The sequence below is a fragment of the Nocardioides sp. L-11A genome, from assembly GCA_029961745.1.
GTDB lineage: Bacteria > Actinomycetota > Actinomycetes > Propionibacteriales > Nocardioidaceae > Nocardioides.
Map to the genome: position 1 here is coordinate 907,969 of CP124680.1, position 17,940 is coordinate 925,908.

General features: G+C 72.4%; 16 protein-coding genes. 14 read left to right on the forward strand and 2 right to left on the reverse strand.

Annotated elements, in window-relative coordinates; all coding sequences use genetic code 11:
• Window positions 1-6 precede the first annotated feature (6 nt).
• Window positions 7-558: a hypothetical protein gene (locus tag QJ852_04110; protein ID WGX97626.1), complete on the reverse strand. Its 552-nt coding sequence runs from the start codon at window positions 556-558 to the stop codon at window positions 7-9.
• A 30-nt stretch (window positions 559-588) separates the two neighbouring features.
• On the opposite strand from QJ852_04110, the gene QJ852_04115 reads away from it, so the two are divergent.
• From QJ852_04115 to QJ852_04135, 5 genes are all read left to right on the forward strand, one after another.
• Window positions 589-1,944: a dipeptidase gene (locus QJ852_04115; GenBank protein WGX97627.1), complete on the forward strand. Its 1,356-nt coding sequence runs from the start codon at window positions 589-591 to the stop codon at window positions 1,942-1,944.
• Between the two features lie 173 nt (window positions 1,945-2,117).
• Window positions 2,118-3,512 (forward strand): FAD/NAD(P)-binding protein, encoded by a 1,395-nt coding sequence (locus QJ852_04120; protein ID WGX97628.1) that lies wholly within the window; start codon window positions 2,118-2,120, stop codon window positions 3,510-3,512.
• 25 nt (window positions 3,513-3,537) lie between these two features.
• Window positions 3,538-5,007 carry an amidophosphoribosyltransferase gene (gene purF / locus QJ852_04125; GenBank protein WGX97629.1) on the forward strand — a complete coding sequence of 490 codons (1,470 nt, stop codon included), beginning with the start codon at window positions 3,538-3,540 and terminating at the stop codon, window positions 5,005-5,007.
• A 127-nt stretch (window positions 5,008-5,134) separates the two neighbouring features.
• Window positions 5,135-6,196 carry a phosphoribosylformylglycinamidine cyclo-ligase gene (gene purM / locus QJ852_04130; GenBank protein ID WGX97630.1) on the forward strand — a complete coding sequence of 354 codons (1,062 nt, stop codon included), beginning with the start codon at window positions 5,135-5,137 and terminating at the stop codon, window positions 6,194-6,196.
• Window positions 6,197-6,350: 154 nt separating this feature from the next.
• Complete coding sequence (locus QJ852_04135) at window positions 6,351-6,536, forward strand: DUF3073 domain-containing protein (GenBank protein ID WGX97631.1); 186 nt, start codon at window positions 6,351-6,353, stop codon at window positions 6,534-6,536.
• A 208-nt stretch (window positions 6,537-6,744) separates the two neighbouring features.
• On the opposite strand, the gene QJ852_04140 is transcribed toward QJ852_04135, so the two are convergent.
• Window positions 6,745-8,076 (reverse strand): hypothetical protein, encoded by a 1,332-nt coding sequence (locus QJ852_04140; protein ID WGX97632.1) that lies wholly within the window; start codon window positions 8,074-8,076, stop codon window positions 6,745-6,747.
• Window positions 8,077-8,391: 315 nt separating this feature from the next.
• Here QJ852_04140 and QJ852_04145 point away from each other — a divergent pair, with 315 nt between their 5' ends.
• The 9 genes from QJ852_04145 to QJ852_04185 all read left to right on the forward strand — a co-directional run bounded on the left by QJ852_04145 (window position 8,392) and on the right by QJ852_04185 (window position 17,930).
• On the forward strand, window positions 8,392-9,393 hold the full coding sequence (locus QJ852_04145) for a BMP family protein (protein ID WGX97633.1): 1,002 nt from the start codon (window positions 8,392-8,394) through the stop codon (window positions 9,391-9,393).
• Between the two features lie 5 nt (window positions 9,394-9,398).
• Window positions 9,399-10,967 carry an ABC transporter ATP-binding protein gene (locus tag QJ852_04150; GenBank protein ID WGX97634.1) on the forward strand — a complete coding sequence of 523 codons (1,569 nt, stop codon included), beginning with the start codon at window positions 9,399-9,401 and terminating at the stop codon, window positions 10,965-10,967.
• On the forward strand, window positions 10,960-12,048 hold the full coding sequence (locus QJ852_04155; protein WGX97635.1) for an ABC transporter permease: 1,089 nt from the start codon (window positions 10,960-10,962) through the stop codon (window positions 12,046-12,048). The genes QJ852_04150 and QJ852_04155 overlap by 8 nt, the downstream gene beginning before the upstream one ends.
• A gap of 1 nt (window position 12,049) precedes the next feature.
• On the forward strand, window positions 12,050-12,982 hold the full coding sequence (locus tag QJ852_04160) for an ABC transporter permease (protein WGX97636.1): 933 nt from the start codon (window positions 12,050-12,052) through the stop codon (window positions 12,980-12,982).
• A 220-nt stretch (window positions 12,983-13,202) separates the two neighbouring features.
• Window positions 13,203-13,595, forward strand: a complete 393-nt coding sequence (locus QJ852_04165; protein WGX97637.1) for a nuclear transport factor 2 family protein — start codon at window positions 13,203-13,205, stop codon at window positions 13,593-13,595.
• A 1-nt stretch (window position 13,596) separates the two neighbouring features.
• Window positions 13,597-15,093: an aldehyde dehydrogenase family protein gene (locus QJ852_04170; protein ID WGX97638.1), complete on the forward strand. Its 1,497-nt coding sequence runs from the start codon at window positions 13,597-13,599 to the stop codon at window positions 15,091-15,093.
• A 25-nt stretch (window positions 15,094-15,118) separates the two neighbouring features.
• Window positions 15,119-16,327 carry an acyl-CoA dehydrogenase family protein gene (locus tag QJ852_04175; protein WGX97639.1) on the forward strand — a complete coding sequence of 403 codons (1,209 nt, stop codon included), beginning with the start codon at window positions 15,119-15,121 and terminating at the stop codon, window positions 16,325-16,327.
• On the forward strand, window positions 16,324-16,833 hold the full coding sequence (locus QJ852_04180; protein ID WGX97640.1) for a flavin reductase family protein: 510 nt from the start codon (window positions 16,324-16,326) through the stop codon (window positions 16,831-16,833). The genes QJ852_04175 and QJ852_04180 overlap by 4 nt, the downstream gene beginning before the upstream one ends.
• 80 nt (window positions 16,834-16,913) lie before the next feature.
• A complete protein-coding gene (locus tag QJ852_04185) occupies window positions 16,914-17,930 on the forward strand; it encodes a LuxR C-terminal-related transcriptional regulator (protein ID WGX97641.1) in 1,017 nt (338 codons plus the stop codon).
• The last annotated feature ends 10 nt before the right edge of the window (window positions 17,931-17,940 follow it).

Below are 17,940 nucleotides of genomic sequence, written 5' to 3' on the forward strand. Positions count from 1 at the left end.
GGGGGCTCAGCCCTCCAGCTCGCCGGCCAGGGCCTCGGCCCCGGCGCGGTCCAGGTCGCCCGCGATCTGCACCTTGCCGTCGGTGATCGCCGACTGGATGACCGGCGCGGTGATGATCGTCCCACCCGCGACGATCGCGACCTGCTGTCCCGTCCCGACCAGCTCCCGGGTGAGGTCCGCGAAGGCCGAGGCTGCCTCGTCGTCGAACTCGACCGCGACCGTCCATCCGGTGCCGTCCGCGCCGAGCACCGCCTCCGCGTCGTCGACGCCGCCGACGATGTCCGCCGGCGCGAGCCGGTAGGCCGTGCCCTCGTCGTCGCAGGCGAGCGCCTCCGCCGCCGGGTCCGGCTGGGCGGCGGCGGGACAGGCGTCGGCCGCCATCGCGAGCACCCGGCGGACCTGCACCGGCTCGGCCGGCGTACCGGCGTCGTCGGTGGGGGAGGGGGTCGCGCGGTCGCCCCCGCTGACGCTGTCGTCGCCGTCGTCTCCGCACCCACCGAGGGCGAGGGCGAGGGCCGCCGAGGCGGCGATGGTCACGAGGGTCCGAGAAAGTGCCATGGCCCGATCCTGCCCCCTATGTTGAGAGGCATGTCCGGACCCGTCTCCACCACCGACCTGCGCACGCGCCTCGCCGAGCTCCTCCCGGGTGTCCGATCGGACCTCGAGGCCCTCGTCCGCATCCAGTCCGTCAGCGCCGACCCCAGCCGCCTCGACCAGGTCGAGGTGAGCGCGCGGGCGACCGCCGACCTCTTCGCTGCCGAGGGAGTGGACGTGCAGATCGTGCGCGCCTTCGACGGCGCCCCGCCCGCCGTGATCGGCGAGAAGGTGGGGCCCGCGGGTGCGCCCACGGTGCTCCTCTACGCCCACCACGACGTGCAGCCCGAGAACGACCACGCCGAGTGGGACAGCGCGCCGTGGGAGCCGACCGAGCGCAACGGCCGGCTCTACGGGCGCGGTGCCGCCGACGACAAGGCCGGCATCATGACCCACGTCGCCGCCCTGCGGCTGCTCGGCGACGACCTGCCCGTCACCGTGCGCCTGTTCATCGAGGGCGAGGAGGAGGTCGCCAGCGCGACCCTCCCGCAGCTGCTGGAGAAGTACGTCGACGAGCTGCGCTCCGACGTCATCGTCATCGCCGACTCCGGCAACTGGGACATCGGCGTCCCCGCGCTGACCACCAGCCTGCGCGGCCTGGTCCGGGTCAACGTCGAGGTCCGCACCCTCGGCCACGCCGTCCACCAGGGCATGTGGGGCGGCCTCGTCCCGGATGCCCTGATCACCCTCTCGCGCCTGATCGCCACTCTGCACGACGACGCCGGCACGGTCGCCGTCGCCGGCCTGCACAGCGGCCCGGCCGCCGACATCGACTACCCCGAGGAGCGGCTGCGCGCCGAGTCCGGCGTCGCCGAAGGCGTGGAGTGGATCGGCTCCGGGCCGGCCGTCGAGCGGCTGTGGACCCAGCCCGCGCTCTCGGTCATCGGACTCGACGCGCCCAAGGTCGACGGCTCCTCCAACACCCTCATCCCGTCGGCCCGCGCCCGCCTCGCGCTGCGTACCGCCCCCGGCGAGACCTCTGAGAACGCGCTGGCCTGCCTGCGCGCCCACCTCGAGGCGCACGTCCCCTGGGGTGCCCAGCTCTCGATCGAGGTCGTCGACACCGGCGAGCCGATCGCGCTCGACGTCACCGGCCCGGCGTACGACGCCGCGCGGGCGGCGTTCACCGAGGCCTGGGACGGCACCGCGCCGGTCGACATGGGCGTCGGCGGCTCGATCCCGTTCATCGCGGAGTTCCTGGAGTCCTTCCCCCGGGCCGCCGTGCTGGTCACCGGCGTCGAGGACCCTGACACCCGCGCCCACGGCCCCAACGAGGGACTCCACCTCGCCGAGTTCGAGAAGGTGCTGCTCGCCGAGGCGCTGCTGCTGCGCAACCTCGGCCGTCGTTGAGTTTCCCCGTTCTCGCCGTTGAGTTGCCGCATCCTCGCGCTCGAGTTGCCGCTGTCGAGGTGTCGAGTCTGCGCGGTGCGCAACTCAATGGTGAGGATGCGGCAACTCAACGGCGAGGATGCGGCAACTCAACGAAACAGACCTAAGTAGAGTGATCCGCTAAACTAACTTCCATGACGGTGACGATCCCCTCGACAGCCCCTCGCGCGCGTACCCGGGTGGCGGTGATCGGCGGTGGCGCGAGTGGGGTGCTGACCGCGATCAACCTGCTCGTCCGCTCGCACGACCCCGGCTTCGAGGTCGTGGTCCACGAGGCCAGCGGGATCGTCGGCCGCGGCGTGGCGTACGGCACCAACGACTGGCGGCACCTGCTCAACGTCCGGGCCCGTCACATGAGCGCGTTCCCGGACGCCCCGTCCGATCTCCTCGACTGGGCGCAGCGCACCGGCCGCAGCAGCGACCCGCAGGGCTTCCTCCCGCGCGCCGACTACGCGATCTACCTCCAGGACCGGCTGGCCGACGTCGCCGACGACCGGCTCCGGATCCGGGCCGGGCGGGTGCTCGACGTCGTCCGCACCGGTGCCGGCTTCGAGCTCGTCACCGAGCGGTCCAGGTCGACCGCGGACGCCGTCGTGCTCTGCCACGGGAACCAGCCGCCCCGTCCGCTCGCCACGGCGGACGGGGCGGCGCTGCCCGACGCGTCCTGGCACATCGCCAACCCGTGGGAGCTGGGCCGCCTGCGCACGCTGCCGGCCGACGCGCGGGTCGTCGTGGTCGGCACCGGCCTGACCGGCATCGACACCGCCATCACCCTGCTCGAGGACGGCCCGGCCCGGCACGTCACCCTGGTCAGTCGCCACGGCCTGCTGCCCAAGCCGCACGTCGGCCAGGCCCACACCGCGTGGGTCACCAAGGTCCCCGACGACGCCGTGACCGCCGACGCGATCGCGGCCGCGGTCGCCGAGGAGTGCCGGGCCGCCGTCGAGCGCGGCGTCGGCTGGCGGGCGGTGGTCGACGGTCTCCGCCCGCTCACCCAGGAGCTGTGGCGCCGGCTCCCGCTCGCCGAGCGCCGCCGCTTCCTCGACGTCCACGCCCGCGACTGGGAGGTACGTCGGCACCGGATGGCGCCCGAGGTCGCGCTGCGACTCCAGTCCTACCGGTACGACGACCGGCTGGACCTCCGGGCCGGCGGTCTGCACGCCGTCGTGGACCTCGGTGAGCGGTGTCGGGTCACCCTCGCGCCCGGCCAGGAGCCGGTCGAGGCCGAGGCGGTCGTCAACTGCACCGGCCCGCTCGCCGACGTGCGGCACAGCGGCGACCCGCTGCTGCGCGCTCTCGTCGCCCGCGGCACGGTCGCGCCCGATCCCCTCGCCCTCGGCATCGACGCCACCGTCGACGGCGCCGTCCGCGACGCCGGCGGCCGGGTGGTCGACGGGCTCTTCGTCGTCGGCCCACCGCGCAAGGGCACGCTGTGGGAGTCGACCGCCATCCCCGAGATCCGGGGTCAGGCCGCCCAGGTCGCGACCGCCGTGGTCGAGCGCGCGTCTCGTCGGGTCGCCGCGAACTGAAGGATCGGGAGCCCGGCCGGTAGGCTTGCGCAACGTGTGCGGAGTCTTCGGAGTATGGGCCCCGGGCGAGGACGTCGCGAAGCTGACGTACTTCGGTCTCTACTCGCTGCAGCACCGCGGACAGGAGTCCGCGGGCATCTCGGTCAGCAATGGTCGGCAGATCCTCGTCTACAAGGACATGGGCCTGGTGTCCCAGGTGTTCGACGAGAACACGCTGGAGTCGTTCGCCGGTCATCTCGCCGTCGGTCACTGTCGCTACTCGACGACCGGCGCGAGCACCTGGCAGAACGCCCAGCCGACCTTCCGACCCACCGAGGACGGTTCGATCGCCCTGGGCCACAACGGCAACCTGATCAACACCGCACACCTCGCGGAGCTGGTCAAGGCGCTGCCGAGCGACGACGGCGAGCTCGACATCCACGCCCGCAACCTCGAGTCGTCCACCAACGACACCAGTCTGGTGACCGCGCTGCTCGCCCACCACCCGGACCAGTCGCTGGAGGCCCGCGCGCTGGAGCTCCTGCCGCAGGTCCAGGGCGCCTTCTCCTTCGTGTTCATGAACGAGAACACGCTCTACGCCGCCCGCGACCCCGAGGGCATCCGACCGCTGGTCCTCGGCCGTCTCGAGCGCGGCTGGGTCGTCGCCAGCGAGGACGCCGCGCTCGCCACCACCGGCGCGAGCGTCGTGCGCGAGGTCGAGCCGGGCGAGCTCATCGTCATCGACGAGGACGGCCTGCGCTCCCACCGGTTCGCCGAGCCGCGCCGCAAGGGCTGCGTCTTCGAGTACGTCTACCTCGCCCGCCCCGACGCCACCATCGCCAACCGCAGCGTCCATGAGGCGCGGGTCGAGATGGGCCGCCAGCTGGCCCGCGAGTTCCCCGTCGAGGCCGACCTGGTCATCCCGGTCCCCGAGTCCGGTACGCCGGCCGCCTCCGGCTACGCGCTGGAGAGCGGCATCCCGTTCGGTCAGGGCTTCGTCAAGAACGCCTACGTCGGCCGCACCTTCATCCAGCCGTCGCAGACCCTGCGCCAGCTCGGCATCCGGCTCAAGCTGAACGCCCTCGAGCACATGATCCGCGGCAAGCGGATCGTCGTGGTCGACGACTCGATCGTGCGCGGCAACACCCAGCGGGCCCAGGTCCGGATGCTGCGCGAGGCCGGCGCGACCGAGGTCCACGTCCGGATCTCCTCCCCGCCGGTGAAGTGGCCGTGCTTCTACGGCATCGACTTCGCCACCCGCGCGGAGCTGATCGCCAACGGCCTCGACGTCGACGAGATCGCCGCCAGCGTCGGCGCCGACAGCCTGGGCTACATCTCGCTGGAGGGCATGGTCCAGGCGACCGGGCAGCCGGTCCAGACGCTGTGCACCGCCTGCTTCACCGGCGAGTACCCGATCGAGCTCCCCGACGAGAGCTTGCTCGGCAAGCACCTCCTCGAGGCGACGCTCCAGCCGAGCACGCACGGCGAGGCCCTCCCCGTCTTCAACAATCCATGATGGGCCGAGCGGGGTCGCCCGATCGAGGACGCCGCACGGTCCTCGCTTCGCTCGCACCGCGGACGCCCTCGATGCGCTTCGCGCGGCGCGCCACGCTGCCGGCAACACCGCAGATTAAGGAATTGCATTGACTGACAACGCCTACGCCCGCGCCGGTGTCGACATCGAGGCCGCGGACCGCGCCGTCGACCTGATGAAGGAGTGGGTCGAGAAGGCCCGCCGTCCCGAGATGCTCGGCGGCCTCGGCGGCTTCGCCGGCCTCTTCGACGCGAGCGCCCTGACGGCGTACCGGCGGCCGCTGCTGGCCACCTCGACCGACGGCGTCGGCACCAAGGTCGCCGTCGCGCAGCTGATGGACAAGCACGACACCATCGGCTTCGACCTGGTCGGCATGGTCGTCGACGATCTCGTCGTCTGCGGCGCCGAGCCGCTGTTCATGACCGACTACATCGCGACCGGCAAGGTCGTGCCGGAGCGGATCGCCGCGATCGTCAAGGGCATCGCCGAGGCGTGCGTCGAGGCCGGCTGCGCGCTCGTCGGCGGCGAGACCGCCGAGCACCCCGGCCTGCTCGACCCCGACGAGTACGATGTCGCGGGCGCCACCACGGGCGTGGTCGAGGCCGACGCCCTGCTCGGCGCCTCCCGGGTCCGCGCGGGTGACATCGTGATCGCGATGGCCGCCAGCGGCCTGCACTCCAACGGCTACTCCCTGGCCCGGCACGTCTTCTTCACCCAGGCCGGCTGGACCGTCGACCGCCACGTGGAGGAGTTCGGCCGGACCCTGGGCGAGGAGCTCCTCGAGCCCACCCGGCTCTACACCAAGCCGTGCCTCGCGATCGCCCGCGAGACCGAGACCCACGCGATGGCCCACGTCACCGGCGGCGGCCTGGCCAACAACCTCGCCCGGGTGATGCCGCCCGAGCTGAAGGCGACCCTCGACCGCGGCAGCTGGACCCCCGCCCCCGTCTTCGACGTCGTCCGCTCGGTCGGCGAGGTCGCGCAGCCCGACCTCGAGGCCACCCTCAATTGCGGGGTCGGCATGGTCGCCCTCGTCGCGCCGGACTCCGCGGACGCCGTCGTGGCCCGCCTGGGCGAGTTCGGGATCGACAGCTGGGTGGCCGGCGAGGTCGCCCCCGACCCGGCCCGCCAGGGCACCGTCGAGCTGGTGGGTCAGCACCCCGGTTGGTGACCTGCGCCTCATCCGCGCGCGCCACGCGCGCGGAAGGGCCTCCCGGCGTGCGGGAACAGCCACCGGCCATGTACCGTTGGACCCACGAGACTACGTATTCAGCAGTCCGGGGCCCGGAGGGCTCCCGGCCAAGTGTGCGAGGGGGCTGGACCCTATGGGCCGCGGCCGAGCGAAAGCCAAGCAGACGAAGGTCGCGCGCGACCTGAAGTACCGCACTCACGACACGGATCTCGGCGCACTCGCGCGTGAGCTCCATGGTGAGTCCGAGGATGTCGGCAGGACCGACGAGGTCGACGACATCGACGACAAGTGGTCGGACTACGCCGACCGTCGCGACTGAGCTGAATGGCGCGGGCGCGTCGCTCGTTCCTCGCGCCGCGCTGCCGCGCCGCAGCCGAGTTCCGTGGTCGTCACGTTCGCGTGGCGGCGACACCGTCGGCTCGCGGAAAGACTCGGCTCCTCCGCTGCGGTCGCTCGTTCCTCGCTCCCTGCGCTCCGTCGCCATCGCTTCCCGCGATGACCGACGACGTGGGTCGACGCGGATCGGGTCAGGCGGGGGCGGCCTGTCGCATGACCACCACGTCTCCGTGGGTGCCGTAGCCGGCCAGCCGGCCGCCGTACCTGGTGCCGTCGAACGTCACCAGCCGCCACTCGTCGCCCGGCACGTCCGGGTCGGGCGGTACGACGGTCGGCCACGGGATGTTGGTGGGGTACGGCGCGGCCAGGGTGCCGATCTCGGTCATCGTCGTGTCGAAGACCGGGAAGCGGGCCCGGACGGCGCGTCGGTTGTCCCTGCCGTCGCTGGCGAGGACCCGCCAGTCCTCGCCCACACGGAGCAGGGTGGTGCCCTCGGTCGCCCGCCGGTCGGTCGCCGCGCCCCGCAGGGCGAGGTGGTCGAGTGAGGGGCCGGCGGCGAGCAACGGGTGGAAGTCGAAGAACCTCCGCGCGCTGACGTAGCCGACCAGCCAGCCGCCGTCCGGCCCGTCGGGACGCACCAGGTACGGATCCCACACGCCGACGCTCGGGCCGTCGGTCGGCACCTCCAGCCGCCGGGTCGCCAGCACGTGCCGCCCGCGGGTGAGGTTGTCGGTCGCCGTGGCGAGGGTGATGCCGAGGGCGCCCGGCGCCCGGTCGGCCCGGCGCGCGGGGAAGTCGGACCAGGTGCTGGTCGCGACCAGCCAGCGGTCGCCGTCGCGGACCAGGTGGGTGGCGTGGTCGCCGTACACGCCGGGACGATCGGGACGCTCGAAGAACAGGTCGCTGCGCCAGGAGAGGTCGCCGGTCGCCGACAGCGCCCACACCGACGTGTGCGCGGTGTCGAAGAAGCCGGGCCCGGCGCTGGTGGCGGTGAGGAGCACGTCGGTCCCGACCCGGTACGGCGACCCGTCGGCGTGCGTCACCAGCCGGACGTCGCGCAGCCCGAGCTGACCGAAGCTCCCTGCGCGCACGTCGCTGACCGGCCCGGACACGGCCGGCCGGAGTCCCGCCAGCCAGTCGGGGTCCCGGGTGTCGGGGGCACCGACCTCCCGCAGGTCGATCCGCCCCCGCGCGACCCAGGTGCCGCCCTCGTGGGTCAGCACCGCCAGGTGGCTGCCGGTCAGGGTCAGGCCGAGCCGGGTGGGCGGCTCGCCCACCCGCCCGTACCTGCGGCTGCGCAGCGGGTGCTCCGCGCCGTCGACGCGCACCAGCAGCGACGCCCGGCCCTCCGCGAGCCGTACCGCCAGGCGGGTCCCGTCGGCCCCGTCCAGGGCGAGCTCGGTCGCCGCGCCGCTCTCGACCGCCGCCTCGACGGCTCCGAACGGGGCGCGGAGCGGGAGGCCCTCGGCCGCCACCAGGGTGATCGGGCGGTGGCGGGCGGCGATCTCGAAGGACGGCAGCACCCGCGAAGGCTACGCGGCTACATCCCTGCTCGGCGCGGGGGCTGGTCGATGAGCCGCTGGGCTGTGAACCCGGCGCCGGGGGCGGAGCCGGCTGGTGCGGGAGTGTCCCGAGGGGAGAGCACCACCCTAGCCGCCGTCGCCGTCGTGCTCCGCAGTCAGGTGTTTACCAAGCCGCGCCCCACCGTTGGGCAACGCTCGCCGGTGCCGACGCATACCAGACCACACAAGGATCTCCGGAAGTGACGCCTGACACATCCGCCTCGGGGCGGGCCCCAGGACGGTCGGGCGGCGGACTCCTTGAAGGGTTGAAGCAACATGCGTGGACTCATTCGACTTCTGGCGGGCCTGACGGCGGTCCTCCTCGTCGCGGCCGGCTGCGGTGGCGGCGACGGTGACGGCGGCTCGGGCGACGGGAAGACGCGGATCGCCGCGATCTTCTCCGGACCGACGACGGACGCCGACTACAACGCTCTCGGACTCGAGGCGCTGAAGGCGGCCGAGAAGGACGGCGCGGAGGTGTCGTACTCCGAGAGTGTCGCGGTGCCCGACATCGAGCGCGTGCTGCAGGAGTACGTCGCCGACGGCTTCAACGTGATCTGGACGCACGGCTCGCAGTTCTACGAGGCCACCGCGAAGATCGCGAAGCAGAACCCCGACGTCCGCTTCATCGGCGAGTTCGACGGTGAGCCCGAGGGCCAGCCCGAGAACGTCTGGGTCATCGACCGCAACTTCCACACGGTCTTCTACCCGATCGGCGTGCTCGCCACGAACCTCACCAAGAGCGGCAAGGTCGGCTACCTCGGCGGCCTGAGCCTGCCCTTCTCCTACTCCGAGGTGCACGCCGTGGAGCAGGCGATCGCCGACAGCGGCAAGGACGTCGAGCTCAACCCCGTCTGGAGCGGCGACTTCAACGACACCGTCAAGGCCCAGCAGCTCACCAGCCAGCTGCTCTCCGGCGGCGCGGACGTCATCGTCACCTCGCTGAACCTCGGCGTGGTCGGCGCGTTCAAGGCGGTCAACGACACCGCCCCGGGCGCGGCCTGGGTGACGGTGAAGTACACCGACAAGTCGCAGAACGGTCCCGAGCACTACGCCGCCACCGTCCTCTACGACTTCGTGCAGCCGCTGACCGAGATCCTCGCCGACATCGACGGCGACACGACGACGGGGCACTACGTCATCGGGTTCGGCCAGGGCGCCAGCGTCCACGTGGGCGACAACGTCCCGGCCGAGGTGAAGGCCGAGGTCGAGAAGGCCGTCGCCGGCATCACGGACGGCTCGATCGAGGTCGGCCTCGACCAGTCCGAAGTGAAGTGACCACCATGGAGAACCCGCGTCTGGAGATGCGGGGGATCGTCAAGACCTTCGGGCCGGTCACCGCCCTCGACGCTGTCGACCTCGTGGTCGGGCGCAACGAGGTGCACGGTCTGCTCGGCGGCAACGGCGCCGGCAAGACGACGCTGATGAACGTCCTCTACGGGCTGTACCGGCCCAACGCCGGCGAGGTGCTCCTCGACGGCCAGCCGGCCAGCATCAGCTCGCCGAAGGACGCCATCGCCGTCGGGGTCGGCATGGTCCACCAGACGTTCCTCCAGGTCGACAACTATACCGTCACCGAGAACATCGTCCTGGGCACCGACGTGCCCGGCCCGCTCCGCCTCGACCTCTCCGAGGCCAAGGAGCGGATCCGCGAGCTGAGCGAGCGGTTCGGCCTCACCGTCGACCCGGACGCGGTCGTCGAGGAGCTGCCCGTCGGCGTCCGCCAGCGGGTCGAGATCCTCAAGGCCCTCTACCGCGGCGCGAAGCTGCTCATCCTCGACGAGCCCACCACCAACCTCACCCCGCAGGAGGTCGACGACCTCTTCGGCTCGATGCGGGCGATGGTGGACGACGGCATGAGCGTCGTGCTCATCACCCACAAGATCCGCGAGACGCTCAGCGTCTGCGACCGGATGACGGTGATGCGCGACGGCCGCCGGGTCGAGACCATCGAGCGCGCCGACACCGACGCCGAGCACCTGGCCGAGAAGATGGTGGGGAGTACGACGGACCCGGGGGCCGCGGTGGACGCCGCCGCTCTCGGGGCGGTGGACGCCGAGAAGGTCGAGGAGGTCCTGTCCTCCGTCGGTACGACGACCGCGGTCGCCGTCCGGGACCTGGTCGTCGTCAACGACCAGGGCCACGAGCTGATCCAGGGCTTCGACCTGGAGCTGCGCGAGGGCGAGATCGTCGGCATCGCCGGCGTCGCCGGCAACGGACAGGTCGAGCTCGCTGAGGCGCTGGCCGGCGTACGCCCCCTGCGCGCGGGCTCGGTCGAGGTGACGGGGCGCTCGATGGGCGGCCTGGCGACCTCGGCGTGGCTGGAGCACGGCGTCGCCTACGTGCCGGAGGACCGGCACCGCGACGGCATCCTGCCGACCGCGAGCATCACGGAGAACCTGGTGCTCGGCTCGCAGCGCAGCGACCAGGTCCGCAAGCGTGGGCTCATCGACTGGGGCGCCGCGAAGCAGCGGGCCGTCGACGCGATCGCCGAGTTCTCGGTGCGCGCCAACGGTCCGGGCACGCTGGTCGGCGACCTGTCCGGCGGCAACATCCAGCGGGTCATCCTGGCCCGGGCCTTCGCCCGGCAGCCGCGGATGCTGATCCTGCACAACCCGACGCGCGGCCTCGACATCGGCTCGACGCGATTCGTGTACCAGCAGGTGCGCAAGGCCACCGCGGCCGGCTGCGCCGTCCTGCTGATCTCCGAGGACCTCGACGAGGTGATCGCCCTGTCCGACCGCGTGATCGCGCTCTACCAGGGCTCCAAGGCAGGGGAGTGGCAGCACGGATCCGTCGACGCCTATGCCGTCGGCCGCAGCATGACTGGACTGGGAGAAGCCCGTGTCTGAGACCCTGACCGCTCCACCGGCGCCGCCGGCCGAAGCGCCCGCGAAGCGGCCCTCCCGGGTCGCCGAAGCGCTCTGGCTGGTCATCCCGTACGTCGTCTCGGTGGTCCTCGCGTTCGTCGTGGGCGGCCTGATCATCGCGGCCATCGGCCGGGATCCGTTCGCCGCCTTCGAGTCGGTGCTGACCACCAGCTTCAACACGCGGTTCGGCACCATCGAGACCCTGCACAAGTGGGTGCCGGTGCTGCTGTGCGCCTACGCCTTCGCCATCCCGCTCGCGACCGGCAAGTTCAACATCGGCGCCGAGGGGCAGTTGCTGGTCGGCGCGACGGGCGGTGTCGCGCTCGGCATCCTCTGGTCCGACCTGCCGATGATCGTGCTGCTGCCCTGCGTCCTGATCGCCGGAGCCCTCGCGGGCGCCGTGTGGGCCGGGATCGCCGCCTTCTTGATGACGAAGTTCCAGGTCAACGAGATCCTCAGCACCGTCGTGCTGAACTTCATCTCCTTCCAGCTCATCGACTACGTCGCCAGCCACGTCTGGCCCGACCGCGGCGCCGGCCACCCGGCGACCACCCCGGTCGGGGAGGGTGCGCTGCTGCCGGGCATCGGCCAGGCCCCGCCCATGCACACGGGTGTCCTCCTGACCGTCCTCCTCGTGATCGTGATCGCGGTGTTCATGCGACGTACGTCGACCGGCTTCGAGATGCGCGCGGTGGGCGCCAACCTCCGCGCCGCCCAGGTGCACGGGATCCGCACCTCGCGACTCGCCGGCGCGGGTCTCGTCGTGGGCGGCGCCGTCGCCGGCCTGGCCGGTGCGATCGAGGTGGCCGGCGTCCACGGCAAGATGCTCGAGGGGATGCAGTCGAACTTCCTGATCCTCGGCATCATCGTCGGCCTGATGGCGCGGGGCAGCATGCTCGCCTTGCCGTTCATCGCCTTCGGCATCGCGGTCCTCGAGGTCGGTGCCGGGTCCATGCAGCGCACCGCGCAGGTGCCCGTCGAGATGGTCCTCATCATCGAGGCGCTGATCCTGCTGTTCCTGCTGTTGTCCGACATCGCCCGAGCGAAGATCCGGAGGTCCTGACATGGGTGAGATCACCGAGTTCCTCACGCTGATGATCCCGGCGATGGTGCCCTTCCTGCTCGCGGCGCAGGGCACCGTGCTCAGCGGCCGGGCCGGCGTCTTCAACGTCTCGCAGGAGGGCCTCATGGTCCTGGGCGCCGCGGTGGGCTTCCTGGTCAGCTTCAAGGCCGGCAGCAACACCGTCGGCATGGCGGCGGCCTTCGCGATCGCCGGCGTCTTCGGCCTCGTGCTGGCCTACATGACCACCCAGCTGCGGCTGGACCAGTTCGTCGTCGGCCTGGCGCTGTACTTCGCCGCGCTGGGGGCAGCGGGCCTCCTCTACCGCGAGGTCATCGGCATCACCATGGAGCCGCCGCTGATCCCCACCCTGGAGGACAAGCCGATCCCGCTGCTCTCGGACATCCCGTTCCTGGGAGAGGTGCTGTTCGACCACGACCTGGTGGTCTACCTCGCGTTCGCGATCTCCCTCGCGATCTGGTGGTTCATGTACAAGACCCGCAGCGGCCTGGCGTTCCGGTCGATCGGCGAGAACCCGAAGGCGGCCGACAGCCTCGGCATCAACGTCACCTGGGCGCGGACCTGGTCCACGGTGGTCGGCTCGGGGCTGGTCGGCATGGCCGGCGCATACCTGCCGATGGTCTACACCGGCCTCTACACCGAGGGCATGGTCGCCGGTCGCGGCTGGCTGGTCATCGCGCTCGCGTTCCTCGGTGGCTGGCGTCCCCACCTCGTGGTCGCCGGCGCGGCCTTCTTCGCCGGCATGGAGGTGCTGGCGCTGCGGGCCCAGGTCGCGGGCATCGGGATCCCGCACCAGTTCGTGCTGATGCTGCCGTACGTCGCCACGCTGCTCGTGATGGTGTTCGCGTTCCGCTGGGCGCGGCAGCCGTCGTTCCTGGGGCGCAACTACGACCGCGAGAGCCGCCTGGTCGGCTGAGCCGGACCGCCCCGGTCCCCCAGACGCGAAACCCCCGCTCGATGAGTCCCGGCGGGGGTTTCGTGCTGCCCGGGCCCCTTCCGACCGGCATCCCCTGATCGGGGGATGCCGGTCGGCGACCGCGATCGAGGGATGTGCGGGCCGGCCCCGCGGACCAGGGTTGGCGACACGCCCGCCGGCGAGGACCGGGGGCGACGACGCCGCAACCAAGGAGGGTCCGATGGGCTCACGCAACAGTGTCACCGAGATCAACGAGCTGTTCGTCGAGGCGATGAACGCCGGCGACCTCGACCTCGCCCTGTCCTGCTGGGACGAGGACACCGTCTTCCAGACCGCGCCGGGGACCGAGCCGGTCAGCGGCACCGCCAACCTGCGTGACGCCCTGCAGGCCTTCATCGACACCGATCCCCACCTCACCATCGAGGAGCTGCACCGGGTCGAGGCCGGCGACGTCGCGCTGGTCGCCCTGCGTTGGCACCTGACCGGCACCGGACCCGACGGCGCGCCGATCGAGATGGGCGCGGTCGACAGCAACGTCTTCTGCCGGCTGCCGGACGGCACCTGGAAGATCCGCATCGACAACCCGTTCCACTCCGCCCACCTCGGGTTCTGAGATGACGAGTGTCCTCGCGCCGCAGCGGCTCACGCTCGACGCGCCGCTGCCGCACCTGATCGGGGGCGAGGAGGTCGCCGCCGACCGGACCTTCGCCGCGGTCGAGCCGAGCACCGGGCGGACCTGGGCCGAGGTCGCTGCCGGCACCGCGGCGGACGTCGACCGGGCGGTCGCCGCGGCCGGCGCGGCCTTCGAGCAGTGGCGGACCAGCTCCCTGGACACCCGGCAGGCCTGCCTGTGGGAGGTGGCCGAGCGGCTGACCGCGTCGGCCGAGCGCTGGCCCGCGCTGCTCGCCACGGAGAACGGCCGGGCGATCCGCGAGGCCGGGCTGATCGACGTACCGACGGCCGCCGAGATCTTCCGCTTCTTCGCCGGCGTGGTCCGCGACCTGCACGGCCGCAGCCTGCCCTGCGGGCCGGGCGCGCACGTCGCGACCTCGCCGCGCCCGCTGGGCGTCGTGGCCGCGCTGGTGCCCTGGAACTCGCCGCTGATCTCGGTGGCGCACAAGCTGGCGCCGGCCCTGGCCGCCGGCAACACGGTGGTCGTCAAGCCCAGCGAGCTCGCCTCGGTCAGCACCGTCGAGCTGGTCCGGATGATCGCCGACGTGTTCCCGCCCGGCGTGGTCAACGTCGTCACCGGGCTGGGACCCGAGGTCGGCCAGGCGCTGGTCGCGCACCCCGACGTGGCGAAGGTCAGCTTCACCGGCGGCACGGAGACCGGCCGCCGCATCCTCGGGCGACTGTCCGAGCGCCTGGTCCCCGCGCTCATGGAGCTCGGTGGCAAGGGCTCGATGGTGGTGTGCCCCGACGCCGACCTGGACACCGTCACCGAGGACGTGCTGACCGGCATCTTCGCCGCCAACGGCGAGGTCTGCTTCGCCGCCTCCCGGCTCCTGGTGCACCGCAGCCTCCACGCCGAGCTGCTGGAGCGGGTCTGCGCCCGGGCCGAGCGGATCCGGGTGGGGGACGCCCTCGACCCGCAGACCCAGCTCGGGCCGCTGATCTCCCGGGCGCACCGCGACGGCGTCGCCGCACGGGTCGCCGCGGCGGTCGCGGAGGGCGCCGAGCTGTGCACCGGCGCCCGGGTGCCGGACCTGGGCGCCGACCTCGCGGGCGGCAGCTACCTGACGCCGACCGTGCTCTCCTCCCCGGAGGGCACGACCTCGGCCTCGTGCGAGGAGTTCTTCGGCCCGGTCCTCACCGTCGAGGCGTGGGACGACGAGGACGACGTCGTACGCCGCGCCAACGACGTCGCCTACGGCCTCGCCAACGGCGTCTGGTCGACCGACCTGGCCCGGGCACTGCGGATCGCGGACCGTCTCGAGTCCGGGATGGTCTGGGTCAACACCTGGTTCGCCACACCGCTCGGACAGCCGCAGGGCGGGGTCCGGGCCAGCGGCTTCGGCCGCGAGGGCGCTGCCTCGACCCTGCTCGAGTACACCTCGACCAAGGTCGTCCACGCCAGCCTCGACAGCACCCGACCCCCGATGTGGACCTGACGGTCCCACCCTGAGGAGAACGACCATGGACTTCCGACTCGATGAGCACAGCCGGCTGCTGGCCGGGATCGGCGCCGAGCTGGCCGCCGACTTCGCGACCCGCGCCGACCAGCACGACCGTGAGCGCAGCACCGCGACCGAGAACCTCGCCCGACTCCGCGACGAGGGCCTGTACGCCGTCGCGCTGCCGCAGGACCTCGGTGGCCAGGGCGCCCGCACCACACAGTGGCTCGCCTTCGTCGAGGCGCTCGCCCAGGGCGACGCCTCGACCGCGCTCGGCTTCAACATGCACTACGTCGCCACGCGGATCATCTCCACGCTGGACGTCGTCCCCGCCGAGGCGAAGAAGCGAGCCGCGGGGCTGGTCCTGGACGGTGCCCTGATCTGTGCGCCGCTCTCGGAGCCGGCCGCCTCCAGCCTGCTGCCGGCCAGCTATGTGCCGACCCTGTCGGCGCGCCGGGTCCCGGGCGGCCTCGAGGTGAGCGGCACCAAGATGTTCGCCTCGCTGTGGGAGGCCAGCGACTACGCCTTCATGTTCGCCCACCCCGAGGGGGTCGCGGACCCGACCCATGTCGTCGGCTTCCTGATGCCGACCGACCAGCCGGACGCGATCACCGTCGTCGACGACTGGGACACCCTGGGCATGCGCTCGACGCGCAGCAACCAGGTCCGGATCGACCGGGCGTTCGTGCCCGACGACCTGGTCCTGTGCGAGTTCGACGACTTCATCGGGCACTGGATCATCGCCCAGGCCCACATCGCCTGGGGCGGCTACACCGGCTGCTACCTGGGCGTGGTCGAGGGCATGGTGTCGTGGCTCCAGCAGGCGCTCGGGACCCGCGCGGCCAAGGGGTACGACCAGCCGATGGGCTACCACCCGACGATCAGCAGCGTGGTCGGTCACGCCACGACCCAGGTCGAGGCGGCGCGGCTGATGATGTACCAGGCGGCGTGGGAGGCGGATGTGCGCAGCGGCCCCAGTCTGGAGACCTGCGGTGCCTTCCTGCGCGCGAAGCTGATGCTCGCCACCGCGATCAACACCGTCGCGACGCTCGGCACCACCGCGGGCGGGCTCAACTCGCTGCTGCGCTCGCGCTCCTACGAGCGGATGCTCCGCGACGCGACCACGGGGCCGATCATGCCGCCCAACGCGCTGGCCTGCGCCGAGATGGCCGGGCTGGTCGCGATGGGCCTCGACCCGAGTCAGGCGCCCGCGCTGCGGAGCGCGTCGTGACCGCCGGCCTGGTCGGGGAGCCGATGCCGCTGACCGGGCCGGAGCTGTCCGAGTCGGCCTTCCGACGGGCCTGCGCCCAGTTCCCGACCGGCGTCACGGTGGTGACGGCCGCGCACGCGGGGGACCTGCACGGCAGCACGGTCAACGCCTTCAGCTCGCTGACGCTCGCGCCCGCGCAGGTGCTGGTGTGCCTGGCCCGCACGTCGCGGACCTGGCCCGCGATCGAGCGCTCGCGGCGCTTCGCGGTCAACGTGCTGGCCCGCGACCAGGTCGATGTGGCGCGGCTGTTCGCGACCAAGGAGCCCGACAAGCTCGCACGCGTCCCGCACCGCTCGGACGACGGCGCGCCGCCGGTCCTGCACGGCGCGGCGGCCTGGTTCGAGTGCGACCTCGCCGACGCGATCACCAGTCACACCCACCGGATCGTGATCGGGCGGGTCGTGCGGCTGATGGTCGACGAGGACCGCGACCCGCTGGTCTTCGCCCGCGGCCGGCTGGACGGGTGACGTGCCGGGCACGGTCGGGGTAGCGTCGGCGGCGGCCTCGGGCGCCGCCGGCAGGTGAGTGACGCGGAGCGGAGAGACCGATGCGACCAGAGGATCCGGTGCCCCCGGCGGCGCTGCCGCCCGCCCTCGCCGCGGACCTGGTGGCCGCCCGCTCGGTGGAGGAGATGGTCGACCGCTTCCTCACCGAGGCCATCGACCGGCTCGGCGCCTTCGCGGTCGGTGTCTACGTCCACGACCAGGCGACCGGGCAGCCGGCCTTCACCGAGGTGCGCGGGCTCGGCAGCTACTACGTCCGCAGCTACGAGCGCCACGGCCGGGACCAGGATCCCGTCGTCCAGGTCGCGATGAGCAGCCACGCGTTGTGCGACAGCGACGCGTTGATGCCCGAGGAGCAGTGGCGCCGGCTGCCCGTGGTCCGCGAGATCTTCGGGCCGCACGCGATGGCCCGGGTGCTGTGCGCGCCCTTCGTCGTCGACGGCCGCGTGGTCGGCACGCTCAACCTCGCGCGTCATGACCAGCAGCCCCGCTTCGACGACGCCGACCGCTCGGCTGCCCGCACCGCGGCCGCGGTCCTCGGCACTGCGGTGGTCGCCGTGAACGAGCGCACGGCGCTGGCCCGCGAGCGCGACCAGCTCGTCGCCGCCCTGGACCGCTGCCGGACCCCGGTCGTCGTCACCGACCTGCGCACGGCCGTGCGTCACGTCAACGCCCCCGCCGCGGAGCTGGTCGCGCGGACCGGGATGACCGGGCACGAGCTGTCCCTGCTCCTCGAGTGCGACGAGATGCGGGCGGTGCGGCCCTGGGTCGGCGCCACGACCGTCGTGGCGACGTCGCAGCGCCTGCCCGGCGACGCCGACGTCGTCGTCTCGATCCTCGACGTCGGCGAGCCCGAGCGCGGCATCGACCCGGCGCTGCGCAGCGCGCTCACCCCGCGCGAGGCCGAGATCGCGGCGTGCGCCGTACGCGGGCGCAGTGACCGGGAGATCGCCGCCGAGCTGTTCCTCAGCACCCATACGGTCAAGCACCACATGAAGGCCGTCTACGCCAAGCTCGGCGTGCACAGCCGCGCCCAGCTGGTCGCCCGGCTCCGTGAGTGACGTGTCGATC

Bases quoted from the DNA above. Each gene is read 5' to 3' on its own strand.
- QJ852_04110 (WGX97626.1), bottom strand. From the start codon at position 558: ATGGCACTTTCTCGGACCCTCGTGACCATCGCCGCCTCGGCGGCCCTC.
- QJ852_04115 (WGX97627.1), top strand. From the start codon at position 589: ATGTCCGGACCCGTCTCCACCACCGACCTGCGCACGCGCCTCGCCGAG.
- QJ852_04120 (WGX97628.1), top strand. From the start codon at position 2,118: ATGACGGTGACGATCCCCTCGACAGCCCCTCGCGCGCGTACCCGGGTG.
- QJ852_04135 (WGX97631.1), top strand. From the start codon at position 6,351: ATGGGCCGCGGCCGAGCGAAAGCCAAGCAGACGAAGGTCGCGCGCGAC.
- QJ852_04145 (WGX97633.1), top strand. From the start codon at position 8,392: ATGCGTGGACTCATTCGACTTCTGGCGGGCCTGACGGCGGTCCTCCTC.
- QJ852_04150 (WGX97634.1), top strand. From the start codon at position 9,399: ATGGAGAACCCGCGTCTGGAGATGCGGGGGATCGTCAAGACCTTCGGG.
- QJ852_04160 (WGX97636.1), top strand. From the start codon at position 12,050: ATGGGTGAGATCACCGAGTTCCTCACGCTGATGATCCCGGCGATGGTG.
- QJ852_04165 (WGX97637.1), top strand. From the start codon at position 13,203: ATGGGCTCACGCAACAGTGTCACCGAGATCAACGAGCTGTTCGTCGAG.
- QJ852_04170 (WGX97638.1), top strand. From the start codon at position 13,597: ATGACGAGTGTCCTCGCGCCGCAGCGGCTCACGCTCGACGCGCCGCTG.
- QJ852_04175 (WGX97639.1), top strand. From the start codon at position 15,119: ATGGACTTCCGACTCGATGAGCACAGCCGGCTGCTGGCCGGGATCGGC.
- QJ852_04185 (WGX97641.1), top strand. From the start codon at position 16,914: ATGCGACCAGAGGATCCGGTGCCCCCGGCGGCGCTGCCGCCCGCCCTC.